The sequence below is a fragment of the Stenotrophomonas sp. 1L-E-5-B-C3 genome (assembly GCF_057292075.1).
Genome location: NZ_JBXAWS010000013.1, coordinates 33,336 through 49,710 on the forward strand (window position 1 = coordinate 33,336; position 16,375 = coordinate 49,710).

A 16,375-nucleotide genomic window follows, 5' to 3' on the forward strand; every position below is an offset into this window, starting at 1 on the left:
TGGGGAATGAATTGCAGGAGAACATCCTGCCGGTTGATCGCAAATCAGGCAAATCAACTGGTATTGGCTGTCTATACTTCCCCAATTATGGTCCCGGCACGCTCCAGTGCAGGGAATGATCGGGTTGGAGAAGTCCCATGCGAGTCCTAGTCCTCGGCAGCGGCGTGATCGGCACCACCAGTGCCTGGTACCTGCGACAGGCCGGGTTTGAAGTCACGGTCATCGACCGTCAGCCCGGCCCGGCGCTGGAAACCAGCTTCGCCAATGCCGGCCAGCTGTCGTTCGGCTACACCTCGCCGTGGGCCGCCCCGGGAGTGCCGAAGAAGGCGATCGGCTGGCTGTTCGAAAAGCACGCGCCGCTGGCGATCAAGCCGGGCATGGACCTGGCCCAGTACCGCTGGCTGTGGCAGATGCTGCGCAACTGCACCCACGAGCGCTACGCGATCAACAAGGCGCGCATGGTGCGCATGTCCGAGTACAGCCGCGACTGCCTCAATGAGCTGCGCGCGCAGATCGGCATCGAATTCGAAGGCCGCGACCTGGGCACCACCCAGTTGTTCCGCACCCAGCAGCAGCTGGACGCCTCGGCGCAGGACATCGAGATCCTGGCCCAGTACGGCGTGCCGTACGAGGTACTGGACCGCGCCGGCATCATCCAGGCCGAACCGGCCCTGGCCCACGTCGACGGCCTGGTCGGCGCGCTGCGCCTGCCGCGTGACCAGACCGGTGACTGCCAGCTGTTCACCCGCCGCCTGGCGCAGATGTGCGTGGACGCCGGCGTCGAGTTCCGCTTCGACCAGGACATCACCGGCCTGGTCTCCGATGGCGAGCGCATCACCGGCGTGCACGTCAACGGCACCCTGGAAACCGCTGACCGCTTCGTGGTCGCGCTCGGCAGTTACTCGCCGGCGCTGGTCGCACCGCTGGGCATGCGCCTGCCGGTGTACCCGCTGAAGGGTTACTCGCTGACCCTGCCGATCACCGATCCGGCGATGGCACCGACCTCGACCATCCTCGATGAGAGCTACAAGGTGGCGGTCACCCGTTTCGACGACCGCATCCGCGTCGGTGGCATGGCCGAAGTGGCCGGCTTCGACCTGTCGCTGTCGCAGCGCCGCCGCGAGACCCTGGAACTGGTGGTCAGCGACCTGTACCCGAAGGGCGGTGACCTGTCGCGCGCGCAGTTCTGGACCGGCCTGCGCCCGGCCACGCCGGATGGCACGCCGGTGATCGGCGCCACGCCGTTCCGCAACCTGTACCTCAACACCGGCCACGGCACGCTGGGCTGGACCATGGCGTGCGGCTCGGGCCGCTACCTGGCCGACCTGATGAGCGCGCGCCAGCCGCAGATCAGCACCGAAGGCCTGGATGTTTTCCGCTATGGTCAGTACGGTCACGCCCCGCAACATGAGAACCGCACATGCGTCCTGCCCGCGCGCTGATTGATCTGGGCGCCCTGCGCAGCAACTACCGCCTCGCCCGCGAACTGGGCGGTGGCAAGGCCCTGGCGATCATCAAGGCCGATGCCTACGGCCATGGCGCCGTGCGCTGTGCGCAGGCGCTGGAAGGCGAGGCCGATGGTTTCGGCGTGGCCACCATCGAAGAGGCGCTGGAACTGCGCCAGGCTGGCATCGGTGCGCCGATCCTGCTGCTGGAAGGCATCTTCGAAGCCAGTGACATGGCGCTGGTGGCCGAGCACGATTTCTGGTTCGCCGTCGGTTCACCGTGGCAGCTGGAGGCGCTGGCCGCCTTCGACAGCCCGCGTCCGTTGACGGTGTGGCTGAAGCTGGACAGCGGCATGCATCGCCTCGGCCTGGACGTGGACAGCTTCCGCGCCGCGCATGCGCGCCTGTCGGCGTTGCCGCAGGTCGAACGCGTCGTGCTGATGACCCATCTGGCACGTGCCGATGAGCTGGACAGCGAACGCACCCACGAGCAGGCGGCGACGTTCGCCCGTGCCATCGACGGCCTTGAAGGCGAGACCAGCGTGTGCAATTCGCCGGCGCTGCTGGGCTGGCCGGATGTGCGCAGCGACTGGGTGCGCCCGGGCCTGATGCTCTACGGCGCCAATCCGTTGCCGGACAACACCGATCTCACCGCGCGCCTGCGCCCGGTGATGACCATGCAGTCCAAGGTGATTGCCGAGCGCTGGATCGAGTCGGGGGAGCCGGTGGGCTATGGCGCCCGCTTCGTTTCCAAGGCACGCACCCGCGTCGGCGTGGTCGCGCTGGGGTATGCCGATGGCTATCCGCAGTTCGCGCCGAACGGCACCCCGGTGCTGATCGATGGCCAGCCCGGCGCGCTGATCGGCCGCGTATCGATGGACATGCTGACCGTGGACCTGACTGCGCATCCGCAGGCGGGCGTTGGCAGCGTGGTGGAGCTGTGGGGCAATGCGCCGACGCTGTCCGAGCTGGCGCCGCGCTGTGGCGTGAGTGCGTACCAGCTGCCGTGTGGCGTCAAGCGCGTGGCCAGGGTGTACATGTAGAGCCGAGCCCATGCTCGGCGCTGTGAATGCGTGTCGACCAAGGTCGACACCTACCGATGGGCCTAACAGGCAGCGGTCGCCTGGTACGGGTCGCCGTGGGGCCTACCGCGCCGCGGTGGCCTGGCTGGTCAGCTGCCGCTTCACCCAGTCATCGATCAGGCGCTTCTCGTAGCGCAGCGGATCACTGTCGCTCTTCAGCCCCACGTTGTGCAGATAGCCGGTGTCGCTCAGGCGCGCATCGCCTTCGCTGATGATGCGGCCGCTGGCATCCTTCAGCGTGTACTGCAGGCTGATCCGCGGCGGGTAGATGTCACGCATGATCCGGATGTCGCGCCCACGCGGGCCGTGCCACGGCTCGTAATCACCGGCGCGCTTGACGTCGACCAGGGTCACATCGAGGGTCTGACCGGGCTGCAGCGGCTTGGCTGCCGTGGTCTGCAGGTAGCGCGCCAGCTGCTGCACCCAGTCGCCGCGCTCGGCTTCGAAGCGGTTGCTGCTCTGGCGGATCTCGGTGAACTTGGCCGGATCATCCCATTTCACGTTGACCGGGCCATCGGCCTGCAGGGTGCGTGGTGCCTGCGCATCGGTCACGGTGCGCGGGGCCGCATTTGCGCCACCCGCCACCAGGGCGCCTGCCAGCAGGGCAATCGCGAGTGAGCGTTTCATGACGGTCTCCTGCGTCCCGCCGATGGGGACGATGTTGATCACAGATCGAGTGTGATCCTGCTTCCAGGCAACGGCAATGGCCGATTGCGTCATGCGCAAGAGTGGTTGCCGCCAATTCATTGTCGTCAAGCATGACTGACGGCGCTTGACGCTGTGAATACGCCCTTTGGAAGATGCTGTGCCTCCAACCCGGCCTGTCCAAACGCCCTTGTCCACACTGCCGCCCCTAGTGGAGCGCCCACCGATGATGGTGCCGGCGCCCGAACCCGACCTGCATCATGGCGTGCTTGAGCGCATCAACGCAGGTTTCTGCGTGATCCAGGTGCTGTTCGATGGTGACCGCGCGGTGGACTACCGTTTCATCGAGGTCAACGATGCCTTCGAGCGGCATACCGGCCTGAAGGACGCACGCGGCCAGCGCATGAGCGCGCTGGAACCGCATCACGAAGAAGACTGGTTCCGCATCTACGGTGAAGTGGCCCGCAGCGGCCGGCCGGCGCAGTTCGAGATGGAAGCGCGGGCGCTGGGCCGCTCGTTCGCGGTCGACGCGGTGCGCGTGGGGCGCCCGGGTGAGGACAAGGTCGGCATCCTGTTCTTCGACATCACCGCGCGCAAGCAGATGGAAGTTGAGCTGGGCGAAAGCGAAGCGCGCTTCAGTGCGCTGGCCGATGGCTTGCCGATGCCGGTCTGGGTGCTCGACGAGCGCGGCCATGCGCGCTTCGTCAACAGCGCCTTCAGTGAGTTCTTCGGTGGCGACGAGACACGCGTTCCCGAGGACGTGTGGCGTGGGCTGGTGCATCCGGACGATGCCTCGGTGTTCGAGTACGAGCTGCAGGAGGCCTTGAAGGCGCAGCGCTCGATGCACGCGCTGGTGCGTGCGCGGCGTGCCGATGGCCAATGGCGCTGGCTGGAGATGAATGCACGTCCACGTTTTTCGCGGATGGGCCGCTTCATCGGCCTTGCCGGCAGCAGCCCGGACGTGACCGAGCGCCGCGAAATCGAACTGGCCCGCGAGGAGCTGCTGCAGTCCGAGCGTGCCGCGCGCAGTGCGGCCGAGAACATGGCGCGGCTGAAGGACGAATTCCTGGCCACGTTGTCGCATGAGCTGCGCACGCCGCTGACCACCATCCTGGGCTGGAGCGAACTGTTGCTGCAGCGCGTGGACAACACCAGCCCGCTGTACAAGGGCCTGGGCGTGATCGCCAACAGCGCTGGCGCGCAGAAGCGGCTGATCTCGGACATGCTCGATCTCAGCAGCATGCTGCTGGGCAAGGTGCAGCTGGAAGTGGAAGTGCTGGACCTGTGCGGCGTGCTGGGCGAAGCGATCGGTGCGCAGGAGCTGGTGGCCGAAGGCAAGGCGCTGGATGTGCACCTGCAGCTGCCCGACCGGCCCAGCCTGGTGCTGGGCGATGCCACCCGCCTGCAGCAGGTGTTCTGGAACCTGCTCTCCAACGCGATCAAGTTCACCCCGGCCGAGGGCCGCATCGACGTGGCCCTGCAGGCCGATGGCAATCACTGGGTGATCACCGTGCGCGATACCGGCGACGGCATCGCGCCTGAGTTCCTCAACCACCTGTTCAGCCGCTTCCGCCAGGCCGATGGCACCACCACCCGCCGCCATGGCGGCCTGGGCCTGGGTCTGGCGATCGTGCAGCAGCTGGTCGAGCTGCACGGCGGCACGGTCACCGCCGCCAGCGAAGGCCATGGCCACGGCGCCACCTTCACCGTGCGCCTGCCGCAGCACCTTCCGGATGCCGAGCGGCGGCCGCTGCGCGAAGTAATCAGCGGGCCGATCCTGGAGCCGGTGATCGTTGAACCGTATCCGCTGCGCGGCATGCACGTGCTGGCGGTGGAAGATCAGCCGGAAGTGCTGGAGTACCTGCGGCGCATGCTGGAAGAACAGGGCGCGAGCGTGTCCGCGGCAAGTTCGGCAGGCGAGGCATTGGCGCTGCTGGCCGACACCGGCCATCTGCAGTACCACGTGATGCTGACCGACATCGGCATGCCCGGCATGGACGGCTACGGCCTGGTGCGTACGTTGCGCGAGGACATGGGCGTGGACGCGCTGACCCTGCCAGCGGTGGCGGTGACAGCACTGGCGCGCGCTGACGATCGCCGTCGTGCGTTGGCGTCAGGCTTCCAGGAGCATGTGGCCAAGCCCTATTCGGTGGCGCAGCTGGTGTCAGCGGTACGCAAGGTGCAGGTGCCGCGCGCCGACAGCGCGCTGCACTGAGCATTCACGGCTGATCGGCGACCCTGCATGCAGGAGGTCGCCGATGTCCCGTATAGCTCCCCGTATCCATACCGATCCGGCGCAGATCGCGCGCCTGGAAGCCCTGCTGCCGCAGCTGGAAGGCGAAACGCAGGTGGAACTGACCCTGCAGGACGGTCGCCGGCTGCTCGGCACCATTGCAGTGAAGCCGACCGTGCAGCAGTACCGCAACGATGCCGGCGACGAAGGCAGCAACGGCCAGCTGCGCCTGGACGACTACGACACGCCGGTGCAGCAGCATCATGTGTGGCTGGATGAGATCGCCAGCATCCGCAGGTTGCCGCCAAAGGCACCTTGAGCCGATGTAGAGCCGAGCCCACGCTCGGCTGCCGCCCGTGCGGCTGCGCCGCCGCCCGAGCATGGGCTCGGGGGCTGCAGGGATGTCAATGCTCGAACAACGTCGGCGTCGCTTCGAACCTGCGCGCATAGGCGCGTTCTTCCGCCACCCTCGCCACCTCGTCGTCGGCCAGGTCCGGCGCGCCGTAGACCGCGTAGGCCACGCTGCCATCGGCGCCGTGGCCGACCTGGTGCAGGCGGTAGCGTGAGTGGCCGCCGCCGGTGTCTTCGGGGTAATGCACGGGCGGATGGCTGCCTTCCAGGTCCATTTCGCTGTTGTCGACCACGCCACCGACGAACAAGGCTCGCATGCAGGTTCTCCTGGGTTTCCGGGGGGAGCCTCTACCCTGAACGTTCCAATGTTTCTGGCAGATCAAGGCCCCGTTCGGGTTTCGCAAAGTGGCCGCCGGGGCCGGCCCGGCCAAGCCGGTACAATGGACGGCCCTCACGCTTTGAAGTAACCGCGCCGATGGCCTCCAGCGACGACGCCCCCCTGCAGACCCTGCTCCTGCCGTTCTCCCAAGGCGCCCTGCGCTGGCCGGAGGGCCCGGTGGCCTTCCTGCGTGCCCGCGATGGCTGGCCGCTGCGCGAAGTGGCCGGTGGCCGTGAAGTGCACTGCGAGCAGAGCTTCGCCCCGTTCGCGCAGCCGCTGCAGCAAGCCGCCGGCTGGACCGTCAGCGGTCAGCTGGATGATGAAGCCGGCAAGGGCCGCTATCCGCTGGTGCTGGTGCTGCCGCCGCGCCAGCGCGAGGAAGCCCGTGCGCTGTTCGCCCGCGCCCTGGCGCTGGTTGCCGAAGGCGGCCGCATCGTCGCCTGCCAGTCCAACAACGAAGGCGCGCGTTCCGGCGAGGGCGACCTCAAGCAGCTGACCGGCCTCGGCGGCAGCCTGACCAAGAACCACTGCCGGGCGTACTGGACCGCGCCGATGCAGGGCCAGCACGATGCCGACCTGGCCAAGCGCTGGTCCGCCCTGGACGCGGTCCGCCCGATTGTCGGTGGCCGCTTCCTCAGCCGGCCGGGCGTGTTCGCCTGGGACCGGATCGATCCGGCCTCGGCGCTGCTGGCCGAGCACCTGCCGGCCGACTTGGCCGGTCGCGCCGCCGACCTCGGTGCCGGCTACGGCTACCTGTCGCGCGAGCTGCTGGAACGCTGCCCGGAGATCACCGCGCTGGACCTGTACGAGGCCGAGCAGCGTGCGCTGGCGCTGGCCGAGCTGAACCTGTCGCCGCCGCCGCGCCCGCTGCCGCTGCGCTTCCTGTGGCGCGACGTCACCGCCGGCATCGAGCCGGATTACGACGTCATCATCAGCAACCCGCCGTTCCACACGCCCTCGCGTGCCGACCGTCCGGACATCGGCCAGCGCTTCATCGCCGTGGCCGCGCAGGCGCTGCGCCCGGGCGGGCGCCTGTACGTGGTGGCCAACCGCCACCTGCCGTACGAATACACGCTCAATGAGAGTTTCGGTGCGGTGCGCGTGGTTGCCGAGCGCGATGGCTTCAAGCTGGTCGAGGCAGTGAAGGGCAGGGGGAAGGGCAAGTGAAGCTGGTCAAGCTCATCGCCAACCTGGGCTATGGCAGCCGCAAGCAGGTGCAGTGGATGTTCCGCGAAGGCCGCGTCACCGACGCCGATGGCGAGGTGCTGTACGCCGACGACCAGGTACCGCATGAAGCGGTGCGCGTCGATGGCGAGCCGCTGGACCCGCCGGTGGGCCTGTCGATCGCGCTGCACAAGCCGGCCGGCTACACCTGCTCGACCAAGGACAAAGGTCGCCTGATCTACGACCTGCTGCCGCCGCGCTACCGCGACCGCGACCCGGTGTTGTCCACCGTCGGCCGGCTGGACCGCGACACCAGTGGCCTGTTGCTGCTGACCGACGATGGCGGCCTGCTGCACCGGATCATCTCGCCGAAGTCGAAGCTGCCCAAGGTCTACGAGGTGGAACTGAGCGACGACCTGCGCGGCGATGAAGTGGCGCTGTTCGCCAGTGGCACGCTGATGCTGGAGTCCGAGAAGACGCCCTTGCTGCCGGCTGAACTTGAAGTGCTGGATGCGCGCCGCGCACGCCTGGTGCTGCATGAAGGCCGCTACCATCAGGTACGCCGCATGTTCGCCGCCACCGGCAACCATGTGCAGGCCCTGCACCGCAGCCGAGTCGGCGGGCTGGACCTGCAGGGATTGGACGAAGGGCAATGGCGGCAGCTCACTCCTACCGACCTGGATACGCTTTTCGCTCCATGACCACCATCGCTGCGCTGCCGTTCCTGCCCGACGCCATCATCTTCGACATGGACGGCCTGATGATCGACAGCGAGCGGGTCTCGCTTGCCTGCTGGAGCCAGGCCGCCGATGAGTTCGGCCTGGGCCTGGACGAAACGGTGTTCCTGCGCATGGTCGGACTCGGCGACCGCGATACGCACGCGTTGCTGCGTGTGCAGGGTGTCGAGGACAGCGTGATCGAAGCCGTGGCCGCACGCTGCCACGATCTCTACGAGGAACGCACGCAGACCGGCCTGCCGCTGCGGCCGGGCATCCTGGAGCTGCTGGAACTGCTGAAGGCGCACGCGATACCGCGTGCGGTGGCAACCACCACGCGGCAGCCGCGGGCCAACCGCAAGCTGTCCGCCGCCGGCCTGCTGCCGTATTTCGATGCGGTGATCACCAGCGGCGACGTGGCACGGCCGAAGCCGGCGCCGGACATCTACCTGCTGGCCGCGCAGCGGCTGGGCCAGGTGCCCGAGCGCTGCCTGGCGCTGGAAGACTCACCGGCCGGCACGCGCGCAGCGCTGGCTGCCGGCATGACCGTGATCCAGGTGCCGGACCTGGTGCATCCGGACGAAGAGCTGCGCGCATTCGGACACCGCATCGTCGGCTCGCTGCTGGACGCGCACGCGCTGCTGGTGCCGTTGCTGCCGAAATAACCGGTAGGTACCGACCACCGCCCTGGTGGGTGCCGACCGTTGGTCGGCACGCTTCACCGCTCTCGCTGGGCATGGCCCGGCGCTACCGCTCTGGTGGGTGCCGACCGTTGGTCGGCACGCCTTCCCATCACACCCGGCCGAACACCAGCGCCGCGTTGGTGCCACCGAAGCCGAAGCTGTTGGACATCACCGTATCCAGCGTCTGCTCGCGGCTCTCGCGCAGGATCGGGAAGCTTTCCACCTTCGGGTCCAGCTCGCCGATGTTGGCCGAACCGGCGACGAAGCCGTCGCGCATCATCAGCAGGCAGTAGATCGCCTCGTGCACGCTGGCCGCACCCAGCGAATGGCCGGACAGCGCCTTGGTCGAGGACAGCGGCGGCACCGCATCGCCGAACACTTCGCGGATCGCGTTGAGCTCGGTGACGTCGCCCAGCGGCGTGGAGGTGCCGTGGGTGTTGAGGTAGTCCAGCGGACGATCCACGCCCTGCAGCGCCATCTTCATGCAGCGCACCGCGCCTTCACCGGACGGCGCCACCATGTCGGCGCCGTCGGAGGTCACGCCATAGCCGATCAGCTCGGCATGGATGTGCGCGCCGCGCGCAACGGCGTGGTCGTAGTCTTCCAGCACCAGCATGCCGCCGCCACCGGCGATGACGAAGCCGTCGCGGTCCTTGTCGTACGGCCGCGAGGCGCTGGCCGGGGTTTCGTTGAAGCTGGTCGACAGCGCGCCCATCGCATCGAACATCACGCTCATCGACCAGTGCAGGTCTTCGCCACCACCGGCGAACATGATGTCCTGCGCACCGTGGCGGATCATGTCCGCGGCGGCGCCGATGCAGTGCGCCGATGTCGCGCAGGCGGCCGACAGCGAGTAGCTGACGCCCTTGATCTGGTAGGCGGTGGCCAGGCAGGCCGAGACCGTCGAGCACATCGTGCGCGGCACCATGTACGGGCCGACCTTGCGCACACCGCGTTCGCGCAGCAGGTCGACCGCGCCGATCTGCCATTCGCTGGAGCCGCCACCGGAACCGGCGATCAGGCCGGTACGCAGGTTGCTGACCTGCTCGGGGCTGAGCCCGGCATCGGCGATGGCATCGCGCATGGACAGGTAGGCGAAGGCCGCCGCATCGCTCATGAAGCGCTTCTGCTTGCGGTCGATCAGCGCGTCCAGGTCGAGGTCGACACGGCCGCCGACCTGGCTGCGCAGGCCCGCGTCGGCGTGGTCGGACAATGCCGTGATGCCGGAGCGCCCTTCGCGCAGCGCATTCGAAACGGTATCCAGATCATTGCCGAGGCAGGACGTGATGCCCATGCCGGTGATGACGACGCGACGCATCAGAAGCTCCCGGTTTCAGTGAACAGGCCGACGCGCAGATCGCGCGCGCTGTAGATTTCGCGGTCATCCACGTACATGCGGGCGTCCGACTGAGCCATCACCAGCTTGCGGTTGATGACCCGGCTGATGTCGATCTCGTAACGCACCAGCTTCGCATCCGGCAGCACCTGGCCGGTGAACTTCACCTCGCCGCAGCCCAGAGCACGGCCCTTGCCGGGGGCACCCAGCCAGGTCAGGAAGAAGCCGGTCAGCTGCCACATGGCATCCAGGCCCAGGCAACCAGGCATCACCGGGTCGCCGATGAAGTGGCAGCCGAAGAACCAGAGGTCGGGGCGGATATCCAGTTCGGCGCGTACCATGCCCTTTCCATGCGGTCCGCCGTCCTCGCGGATTTCGGTGATGCGGTCGAACATCAGCATCGGATCGTTGGGCAAACGGCCGGCAGCGGCGCCGAACAGTTCACCGCGTGCGCTGGCCAGCAGCTGTTCGCGGTTGAACGCGTGGAGACGGGTCATGAAGCACAATCCTGGAAGCGAAGAACAGGGAAACAAGCGCCCGAGAATGCCCGTGGAAACTGCGCCGATCAAACATTTCAACCGTACGCAACCGTAGTGTTTTCAAGGGAATACGCGCATCCTGTTGATGTGCAACGACCATACCTGTGCGTGTGGTCGGTTCAGCCTGCCCCCGCCCTTTCCGCCTGACATGACCCGACTGCGCAAGATCATCCACGTCGACATGGACGCCTTCTACGCGTCGGTGGAGCAGCGCGACGATCCGTCACTGCGCGGCAAGCCGGTGGTTGTGGCATGGCGTGGCGCGCGTTCGGTGGTGTGCGCGGCGTCCTACGAGGCGCGCGTGTTCGGCGTGCGCTCGGCGATGCCGGCGGTGCGTGCCGAGCGCCTGTGCCCGGATGCGATCTTCGTACCGCCGGACTTCGCACGTTACAAGGCGGTGTCACAGCAGGTGCGCGAGATCTTCCTGCGCCACACCGACCTGGTCGAGCCGCTGTCGCTGGATGAGGCCTACCTGGACGTGACCGAGCCCAAGAGCGGCATGGAACTGGCCACCGACATCGCGCGCACCATCCGCGCGCAGATCCGCGAGGAAACCCAGCTGACTGCTTCAGCCGGCATTGCGCCGAACAAATTCCTGGCCAAGATCGCCTCTGACTGGCGCAAGCCCGATGGCCAATTCGTGATTCCGCCGCAGCGGGTGGACGCCTTCCTGCTGCCGTTGCCGGTGAACCGGGTGCCCGGCGTCGGCAAGGTGATGGAAGGCAAGCTGGCCGCGCGCGGCATCGTCACCTGCGGCGACCTGCGGCAGTGGGCACTGATCGATCTGGAAGAGGCGTTCGGCAGCTTCGGCCGCAGTCTGTACAACCGCGCACGCGGTGTCGATGAACGGCCGGTGGAGCCGGACCAGCAGGTGCAGTCGATCTCCTCCGAAGACACCTTCGCCGAGGACCTGCCGCTGGAAGATCTGGGTGAGGCCATCGTGCAGCTGGCGGAGAAAACCTGGAACGCCACCCGCAAGACCGAACGCGTCGGCCACACCGTGGTGCTGAAACTGAAGACCGCACAGTTCCGCATCCTCACCCGCAGCTTCACCCCGGAGCGCCCGCCGGAATCGATGGAAGAACTGCGCGACATCGCGCTGGCCCTGCGCGCGCGGGTGGATCTGCCCGCCGACACCCGCTACCGCCTCGTTGGCGTCGGCCTCAGTGGTTTCCGCGACAAGGAACCTGTGGTGCAGGGCGAACTGTTCGAGCACTGATCATTGCCGTGCCGACCAACGGTCGGCACCCACCAACAGCAGCAGGTTCCATCAGCAGCAGGAAACTGTCGAAGGCGAGGTGGGTCCGGTTGCGGGGGCGTGAGCGCCATGGATGGCGCGACCGAGCCTCCATGGACGGATTCACGGCGTCCCCCGCAGCCGGACCCACCTCGCCATCCCACGGATAGCCAGCTGTTGCTTCGGCTGTTGCCGTTGCATTGAGCAGGTGCAGGGCGCAGCCCTGCAAAAGACCCCCCCTACCTCATGGCCACTGCATCTCGCCCTTGGCCACCTTCGCACTCAGCTCCAGCGACGCCACGCCTGCCAGCTTCGGATAGCGCGACTGCATCGCCTTCACCAGCGCCGCACTGTCCTTCGCCTTTGCCGCCTCAACATCGAACGCACGGATGTAGTCTGCGGTGAAGCGCAGCGCACTGGCATCCAGTGCCGCACCCGGCGCGTAATGCCCCGGCACCACCACCTTCGGCTTCAGTGCCTGCAGCCGCTGCAGGGTCTGCAGCCAGTCGGCGTGCGACTTCGGGGTCTGCGTGTCGGCCATCCACACGTGTTCGCCCGCCACCACCGGAATGCCACCGACGATCGCGCGCAGCGTCGGCACCCATAGCACCGTGCGGTCCGGGGACGGGCCATCGAGGCCGATCAGCGGCAGGCGCTGGCCTTCCAGTTGCAGGGCATCGCCGTCCAGCACCTGCGGCACCACGATGCGCGCCGGCACGTCGGCGCCCATCTTCGGTCCCCAGTAGGCCAGTTTGCCGGCCTGGGTCTGCTGGATGTGAGCGACGGTCTGCGCAGTGGCGACGATGCGCGCCTGCGGGAACGCGTCCTGCAGCGTGGCCAGGCCGAAGTAGTAATCCGGATCGCCGTGGCTGATGTAGATCGTGGTCAGCTGCTTGCCGCTGGCGCGGATCAGATCCACCAGCTTGCGCGCATCGCTGGCGCCGAACTGTGCGTTGACCAGGATCGCATCGTGGCGGCCTTCGACCAGCACCGAGGACACCGAGAACATCGCCTGCGGGCCGGGATGGAAGGTCTGCAGGTGCAGCTGGGATTTCGTCACCGTGGCCGGCGCCGCGGTGGCCGGTGCGGCCAGCAGCGGCGCACTGGTGAAGGTGGCGGCCAGGGCGAGGGGAAGCAGCAGGGCAGCGGTACGCATGGGAATTCCTTGTGGCGGATGGCGAGCCGAGCGTGGGCGCGGCTCTACAGGTGGGTAGCGCCGGGCCATGCCCGGCGGCCTGGCATCAGTACGCCGCGGTGATGATCTGCTTCGGGTAGCGGTGCGCTTCCAGCTCGGCGACGAACGCCGCGCCGTAGTCGGCGTAGCTGATGCGGCTGTGGCCGCTGGCGTCGGCCAGGAACGCCTTGGGCTGCACGCGGTACTGGCCGCGCTCTTCGCCCGGGCCGATTTCGGCGGCCGGCGAGAAGAAGGTCCAGTCCAGGTCATCCACCGCCTGCAGGCGGTTGAACGCCTCACGGTGGGCCAGTGCGTACGGCTTGTAGGCCTCCGGGAAGGTGGGGGTATCGACCAGCTGCACGCCGGGCGCGACTTCCAGGCTGCCGGCGCCACCGACCACGACCAGGCGCGGCACGCCGGCCTTGCGTGCGGCAGCAGCCAGCTGCGCGGCGACCTCGCCGACGCGGCCGATGTCATCGCCCGGGCGCGGGCCGTAGGCACTGGCCAGCACGTCGTGGCCGGCGATGGCGGCGACCAGCGCGTCCGGGTCATCCAGCGAGGCGATCACCGGATGGGCACCGGCCAGTTCAGCCGGAAGGTCCTGTGCGCTGCGCACGATGACGGTGAGTTCGTGGCCGCGGGCCAGCGCGTGGCGGGCGATCTGGCGGCCGATGTTGCCGGTGGAACCAACGAGGGCGATCTTCATGGCAGGACTCCGTGGGGCGGTGTGGGGTGGGAATGGGGCCACTCTAGGCCGCTGCAGTCGCTCGAAAAACAGCGTATAACGCGCTTGTTTGTTGCATGGATCGAGCATATGGACCGATTGACCGCCATGACCGTGTTCGTCGAGGTCGCCGAGCGCGGCAGCCTCACCGCCGCCGCCGAGGTGCTGGACATGTCGCGGGCGATGGTCAGCCGCTACCTGGCCGAGGTCGAGGGCTGGCTGGGGGCGCGCCTGCTGCACCGGACCACGCGCCGGGTCAGCCTGACCGGGCCGGGCGAGGCAGCGCTGGCGCGCTTCCGGCAGATGCTGGCGATCGGCGAGGAACTGCGGGGCGAACTGGCCAGCGATGACCCCGAGCCGCATGGCACGCTGCGGGTAACCGCCAGTGTCTCGTTCGGGCAAAGCCACCTGGCGCGGGCGGTGGCCGGCTTCGTCGCACGCCACCCGGCAGCGCGCATCGAACTGCTGCTGGTCGACCGCACGGTGAACCTGGTGGAAGAGCGCGTGGATCTGGCGGTGCGCATCGCCCGCCAGATCGACCCGAGCCTGATCGCGCGGCGGCTGGCCACCTGCCGTTCGGTGCTGTGCGCGACGCCGTCCTACCTGCAGGCGCGTGGCACACCGACCGCGCCCGAGCATCTGGCCGCGCACAACTGCCTGACCCATCACTACGTCGGCAAGAGCCTGTGGCAGCTGCACCGTGAAGGCCGTTCGCTGTCGGTGGCGGTGGGCGGCAACATCAGCGCCAACGAAGCGTCACTGCTGCTGGAGGCAGTACGCGCCGGTGCCGGCATCGCCATGCTGCCGACCTACCAGGTGGCGCCGTTCCTGCGCAGTGGCGAACTGATCGAACTGCTGCCCGAATTCAGTCTGGACGAACTGGGCATTCATGCGGTGTACGCGTCACGGCGCCAGCAGCCCGCTATCATGCGGCGATTCCTGGACTTCCTGGCCGAGTGCTTCGCCAGCCCGGCCTTCCAGGATCTGGATTGGCGCCCACCGGGCAAGGAGAACACATGAACCATGGACAGGCCTTGATCGACCACAACCGTGCTGCCTGGGACCGCCAGGCCAGCGAAGTGCGCGAATGGTCGCGCCCGGTGGAAAGCTCAACGATTGCCGCCGCGCGCGAGGGCCGCTGGCAGGTACATCTGACCCCGCGCGCGTTGCCACTGGACTGGATGGGTGATGTGCGCGGCCGTCGCATCCTGTGCCTGGCGTCGGGCGGTGGACAGCAGGCGCCGGTGCTGGCGGCGGCCGGGGCAGACGTCACCGTGTTCGACCTGTCCGATGGGCAGCTGGAACAGGACCGCGCGGTCGCCGCGCGCGATGGCCTGCAGCTGCGCACCGTGCAGGGTGACATGCGCGATCTGCACGTATTCGCCAACGACAGTTTCGATGTGGTGTTCCACCCGATCTCGAACCTGTACGTGCCCGACGTGCGCCCCGTGTGGACCGAATGCCGGCGCGTGCTGGCGCGCGACGGCATGCTGATGGCCAGCTTCTACAACCCGGTGCTGTTCGTTGGCGCGCGCGATCCGCAGCTGGATGCACAGGGCCTGATCCGGCCGCAGTACGCCATTCCCTATTCGGACCTGGAAGACCTGCCGCCGGCCGAGCGCGAGGCGAAGCTGGCACGGGGCGACGCACTGACCTTCGGCCACAGCCTGACCGAACTGATCGGGGGCCAGCTGGATGCCGGCTTCATCATCGATCGCTTCATGGAAGACTGGCAGCCGCAGCCGCGCTTCCTGATCGATCGCTATCTGCCCACCTTCCTGGCGACCCGCGCGCGCCGGATCGGCTGAGGCGGATCGGCGCAAAAACCAGCGGCGTACAATGGACGGCCCCACGTCATGCAGGTGCCGTCCCTTGTCGTATCCCTATCCGCTGGTCGTGTTCGACCTTGATGGCACGCTGGTCGACAGCGCAGCTGATATCGCCGAAGCACTGAACCGCACGCTGGAGGACATCGGTGTGGCACGCGTGCCGGAAACCACGGTGCTCGGTTGGATCGGCGACGGTGTGCGCCGCCTGGTCGAACAGGCCGTGCATGCGGCCGGCCGCGAGGTGGACCTGGCCGAAGTGATGCCGGTATTCATGGTGCACTACCGTGAGTGCCTGCTGCGCAGCCCGCGTCTGTTCGATGGCGTGGCTGAAGCACTGGCGCGACTGCGTGCGCGCAACGTGCCGCTGGCGATCTGCACCAACAAGCCCGAAGCGCTGGTGCCACCGCTGCTGCAGCACCTGGGTATCGGTGATGCGTTCGCGCTGGTGCTGGGTGGCGACTCCCTGCCGCAGCGCAAGCCCAGTGGTGAACCGCTGCGGCATATGGCCGCGCACTTCGGGCTGCCTGTAGAGGCGTGCCTGATGGTCGGTGATTCGTTGACCGACTACCGCGCCGCCGAAGATGCAGGCATGCCGATCGCGCTGGTGCGTTACGGCTATCCGCGCGGCCTGGATCTGGCCACCGCGCATGCGGTGGCGGTGATCGACGACCTGCGTGAGTTGCCGGGGTTGAAGGGCTGATGCAACGGATAACGCCGGTCACCGGGCGGTAACCCGGGCCGACGCAATGGGTAGTGCCGGCCGCTGGCCGGCAAGCCGGAACGCGTTGCCGAAGGTCATGATGTTGCCGGCCAGCGGCCGGCACTACCATGACCGTCG

17 protein-coding genes are annotated in these 16,375 nt (G+C 67.8%); 11 read left to right on the top strand and 6 right to left on the bottom strand.

The window, feature by feature from the left end; all coding sequences use genetic code 11:
• Positions 1-137: 137 nt before the first annotated feature.
• Complete coding sequence (locus AC0Z6F_RS15885) at positions 138-1,442, top strand: D-amino acid dehydrogenase (RefSeq protein WP_004140565.1); 1,305 nt, start codon at positions 138-140, stop codon at positions 1,440-1,442.
• Positions 1,421-2,488, top strand: coding sequence for an alanine racemase (gene alr / locus AC0Z6F_RS15890; protein ID WP_004140567.1), 1,068 nt, complete (start codon positions 1,421-1,423; stop codon positions 2,486-2,488). The genes AC0Z6F_RS15885 and alr overlap by 22 nt, the downstream gene beginning before the upstream one ends.
• 102 nt (positions 2,489-2,590) lie before the next feature.
• On the opposite strand, the gene AC0Z6F_RS15895 is transcribed toward alr, so the two are convergent.
• Entirely contained in the window at positions 2,591-3,154 is a 564-nt protein-coding gene (locus AC0Z6F_RS15895; RefSeq protein ID WP_012509937.1) for a DUF3016 domain-containing protein, read from the bottom strand.
• Between the two features lie 244 nt (positions 3,155-3,398).
• On the opposite strand from AC0Z6F_RS15895, the gene AC0Z6F_RS15900 reads away from it, so the two are divergent.
• Both AC0Z6F_RS15900 and AC0Z6F_RS15905 read left to right on the top strand, forming a co-directional pair.
• Positions 3,399-5,387, top strand: a complete 1,989-nt coding sequence (locus tag AC0Z6F_RS15900) for a hybrid sensor histidine kinase/response regulator (RefSeq protein ID WP_004140574.1) — start codon at positions 3,399-3,401, stop codon at positions 5,385-5,387.
• Positions 5,388-5,430: 43 nt separating this feature from the next.
• Positions 5,431-5,724, top strand: coding sequence for a DUF3247 family protein (locus AC0Z6F_RS15905; RefSeq protein WP_004140576.1), 294 nt, complete (start codon positions 5,431-5,433; stop codon positions 5,722-5,724).
• An 85-nt stretch (positions 5,725-5,809) separates the two neighbouring features.
• On the opposite strand, the gene AC0Z6F_RS15910 is transcribed toward AC0Z6F_RS15905, so the two are convergent.
• Positions 5,810-6,073 (bottom strand): hypothetical protein, encoded by a 264-nt coding sequence (locus AC0Z6F_RS15910; protein ID WP_005407925.1) that lies wholly within the window; start codon positions 6,071-6,073, stop codon positions 5,810-5,812.
• A gap of 158 nt (positions 6,074-6,231) precedes the next feature.
• Between AC0Z6F_RS15910 and AC0Z6F_RS15915 the strand changes: the two genes are divergently transcribed.
• From AC0Z6F_RS15915 to AC0Z6F_RS15925, 3 genes are read left to right on the top strand one after another with little or no spacing between them, the layout of a single operon-like run.
• Positions 6,232-7,302 carry a class I SAM-dependent methyltransferase gene (locus AC0Z6F_RS15915; protein WP_012509938.1) on the top strand — a complete coding sequence of 357 codons (1,071 nt, stop codon included), beginning with the start codon at positions 6,232-6,234 and terminating at the stop codon, positions 7,300-7,302.
• Positions 7,299-8,000 carry a pseudouridine synthase gene (locus tag AC0Z6F_RS15920; RefSeq protein WP_004140604.1) on the top strand — a complete coding sequence of 234 codons (702 nt, stop codon included), beginning with the start codon at positions 7,299-7,301 and terminating at the stop codon, positions 7,998-8,000. The genes AC0Z6F_RS15915 and AC0Z6F_RS15920 overlap by 4 nt, the downstream gene beginning before the upstream one ends.
• Positions 7,997-8,680 (top strand): HAD family hydrolase, encoded by a 684-nt coding sequence (locus AC0Z6F_RS15925; protein WP_012509939.1) that lies wholly within the window; start codon positions 7,997-7,999, stop codon positions 8,678-8,680. The genes AC0Z6F_RS15920 and AC0Z6F_RS15925 overlap by 4 nt, the downstream gene beginning before the upstream one ends.
• 127 nt (positions 8,681-8,807) lie before the next feature.
• Here AC0Z6F_RS15925 and fabB read toward each other — a convergent pair whose 3' ends face one another.
• Both fabB and fabA read right to left on the bottom strand, forming a co-directional pair.
• Complete coding sequence (gene fabB, locus AC0Z6F_RS15930; protein ID WP_004140658.1) at positions 8,808-10,016, bottom strand: beta-ketoacyl-ACP synthase I; 1,209 nt, start codon at positions 10,014-10,016, stop codon at positions 8,808-8,810.
• A complete protein-coding gene (fabA, locus tag AC0Z6F_RS15935) occupies positions 10,016-10,531 on the bottom strand; it encodes a 3-hydroxyacyl-[acyl-carrier-protein] dehydratase FabA (RefSeq protein WP_004140661.1) in 516 nt (171 codons plus the stop codon). Before fabA ends, fabB begins: the two co-directional genes overlap by 1 nt.
• A gap of 190 nt (positions 10,532-10,721) precedes the next feature.
• Here fabA and dinB point away from each other — a divergent pair, with 190 nt between their 5' ends.
• The gene (gene dinB, locus AC0Z6F_RS15940) at positions 10,722-11,792 is read left to right on the top strand and encodes a DNA polymerase IV (protein ID WP_012509940.1); all 1,071 of its coding nucleotides are present in this window, start codon (positions 10,722-10,724) and stop codon (positions 11,790-11,792) included.
• Positions 11,793-12,054: 262 nt separating this feature from the next.
• Here the strand turns inward: dinB and AC0Z6F_RS15945 are convergent, their stop codons facing one another.
• Positions 12,055-12,966, bottom strand: coding sequence for an MBL fold metallo-hydrolase (locus tag AC0Z6F_RS15945; protein WP_012509941.1), 912 nt, complete (start codon positions 12,964-12,966; stop codon positions 12,055-12,057).
• 85 nt (positions 12,967-13,051) lie between these two features.
• Positions 13,052-13,690, bottom strand: a complete 639-nt coding sequence (locus tag AC0Z6F_RS15950; protein WP_012509942.1) for an NAD(P)-dependent oxidoreductase — start codon at positions 13,688-13,690, stop codon at positions 13,052-13,054.
• A gap of 108 nt (positions 13,691-13,798) precedes the next feature.
• On the opposite strand from AC0Z6F_RS15950, the gene AC0Z6F_RS15955 reads away from it, so the two are divergent.
• The 3 genes from AC0Z6F_RS15955 to gph all read left to right on the top strand — a co-directional run bounded on the left by AC0Z6F_RS15955 (position 13,799) and on the right by gph (position 16,237).
• Complete coding sequence (locus AC0Z6F_RS15955) at positions 13,799-14,728, top strand: LysR family transcriptional regulator (RefSeq protein WP_012509943.1); 930 nt, start codon at positions 13,799-13,801, stop codon at positions 14,726-14,728.
• Complete coding sequence (locus AC0Z6F_RS15960; protein WP_004140753.1) at positions 14,725-15,516, top strand: class I SAM-dependent methyltransferase; 792 nt, start codon at positions 14,725-14,727, stop codon at positions 15,514-15,516. The genes AC0Z6F_RS15955 and AC0Z6F_RS15960 overlap by 4 nt, the downstream gene beginning before the upstream one ends.
• Positions 15,517-15,580: 64 nt before the next feature.
• Positions 15,581-16,237: a phosphoglycolate phosphatase gene (gph, locus tag AC0Z6F_RS15965; protein ID WP_041864468.1), complete on the top strand. Its 657-nt coding sequence runs from the start codon at positions 15,581-15,583 to the stop codon at positions 16,235-16,237.
• Positions 16,238-16,375 lie beyond the last annotated feature (138 nt).

Coding starts and splice junctions, on each gene's coding strand:
- AC0Z6F_RS15885 (WP_004140565.1), top strand. CDS start 138: ATGCGAGTCCTAGTCCTCGGCAGCGGCGTGATCGGCACCACCAGTGCC.
- alr (WP_004140567.1), top strand. CDS start 1,421: ATGCGTCCTGCCCGCGCGCTGATTGATCTGGGCGCCCTGCGCAGCAAC.
- AC0Z6F_RS15895 (WP_012509937.1), bottom strand. CDS start 3,154: ATGAAACGCTCACTCGCGATTGCCCTGCTGGCAGGCGCCCTGGTGGCG.
- AC0Z6F_RS15900 (WP_004140574.1), top strand. CDS start 3,399: ATGATGGTGCCGGCGCCCGAACCCGACCTGCATCATGGCGTGCTTGAG.
- AC0Z6F_RS15905 (WP_004140576.1), top strand. CDS start 5,431: ATGTCCCGTATAGCTCCCCGTATCCATACCGATCCGGCGCAGATCGCG.
- AC0Z6F_RS15910 (WP_005407925.1), bottom strand. CDS start 6,073: ATGCGAGCCTTGTTCGTCGGTGGCGTGGTCGACAACAGCGAAATGGAC.
- AC0Z6F_RS15915 (WP_012509938.1), top strand. CDS start 6,232: ATGGCCTCCAGCGACGACGCCCCCCTGCAGACCCTGCTCCTGCCGTTC.
- AC0Z6F_RS15925 (WP_012509939.1), top strand. CDS start 7,997: ATGACCACCATCGCTGCGCTGCCGTTCCTGCCCGACGCCATCATCTTC.
- fabB (WP_004140658.1), bottom strand. CDS start 10,016: ATGCGTCGCGTCGTCATCACCGGCATGGGCATCACGTCCTGCCTCGGC.
- fabA (WP_004140661.1), bottom strand. CDS start 10,531: ATGACCCGTCTCCACGCGTTCAACCGCGAACAGCTGCTGGCCAGCGCA.
- dinB (WP_012509940.1), top strand. CDS start 10,722: ATGACCCGACTGCGCAAGATCATCCACGTCGACATGGACGCCTTCTAC.
- AC0Z6F_RS15945 (WP_012509941.1), bottom strand. CDS start 12,966: ATGCGTACCGCTGCCCTGCTGCTTCCCCTCGCCCTGGCCGCCACCTTC.
- AC0Z6F_RS15950 (WP_012509942.1), bottom strand. CDS start 13,690: ATGAAGATCGCCCTCGTTGGTTCCACCGGCAACATCGGCCGCCAGATC.
- AC0Z6F_RS15955 (WP_012509943.1), top strand. CDS start 13,799: ATGGACCGATTGACCGCCATGACCGTGTTCGTCGAGGTCGCCGAGCGC.
- AC0Z6F_RS15960 (WP_004140753.1), top strand. CDS start 14,725: ATGAACCATGGACAGGCCTTGATCGACCACAACCGTGCTGCCTGGGAC.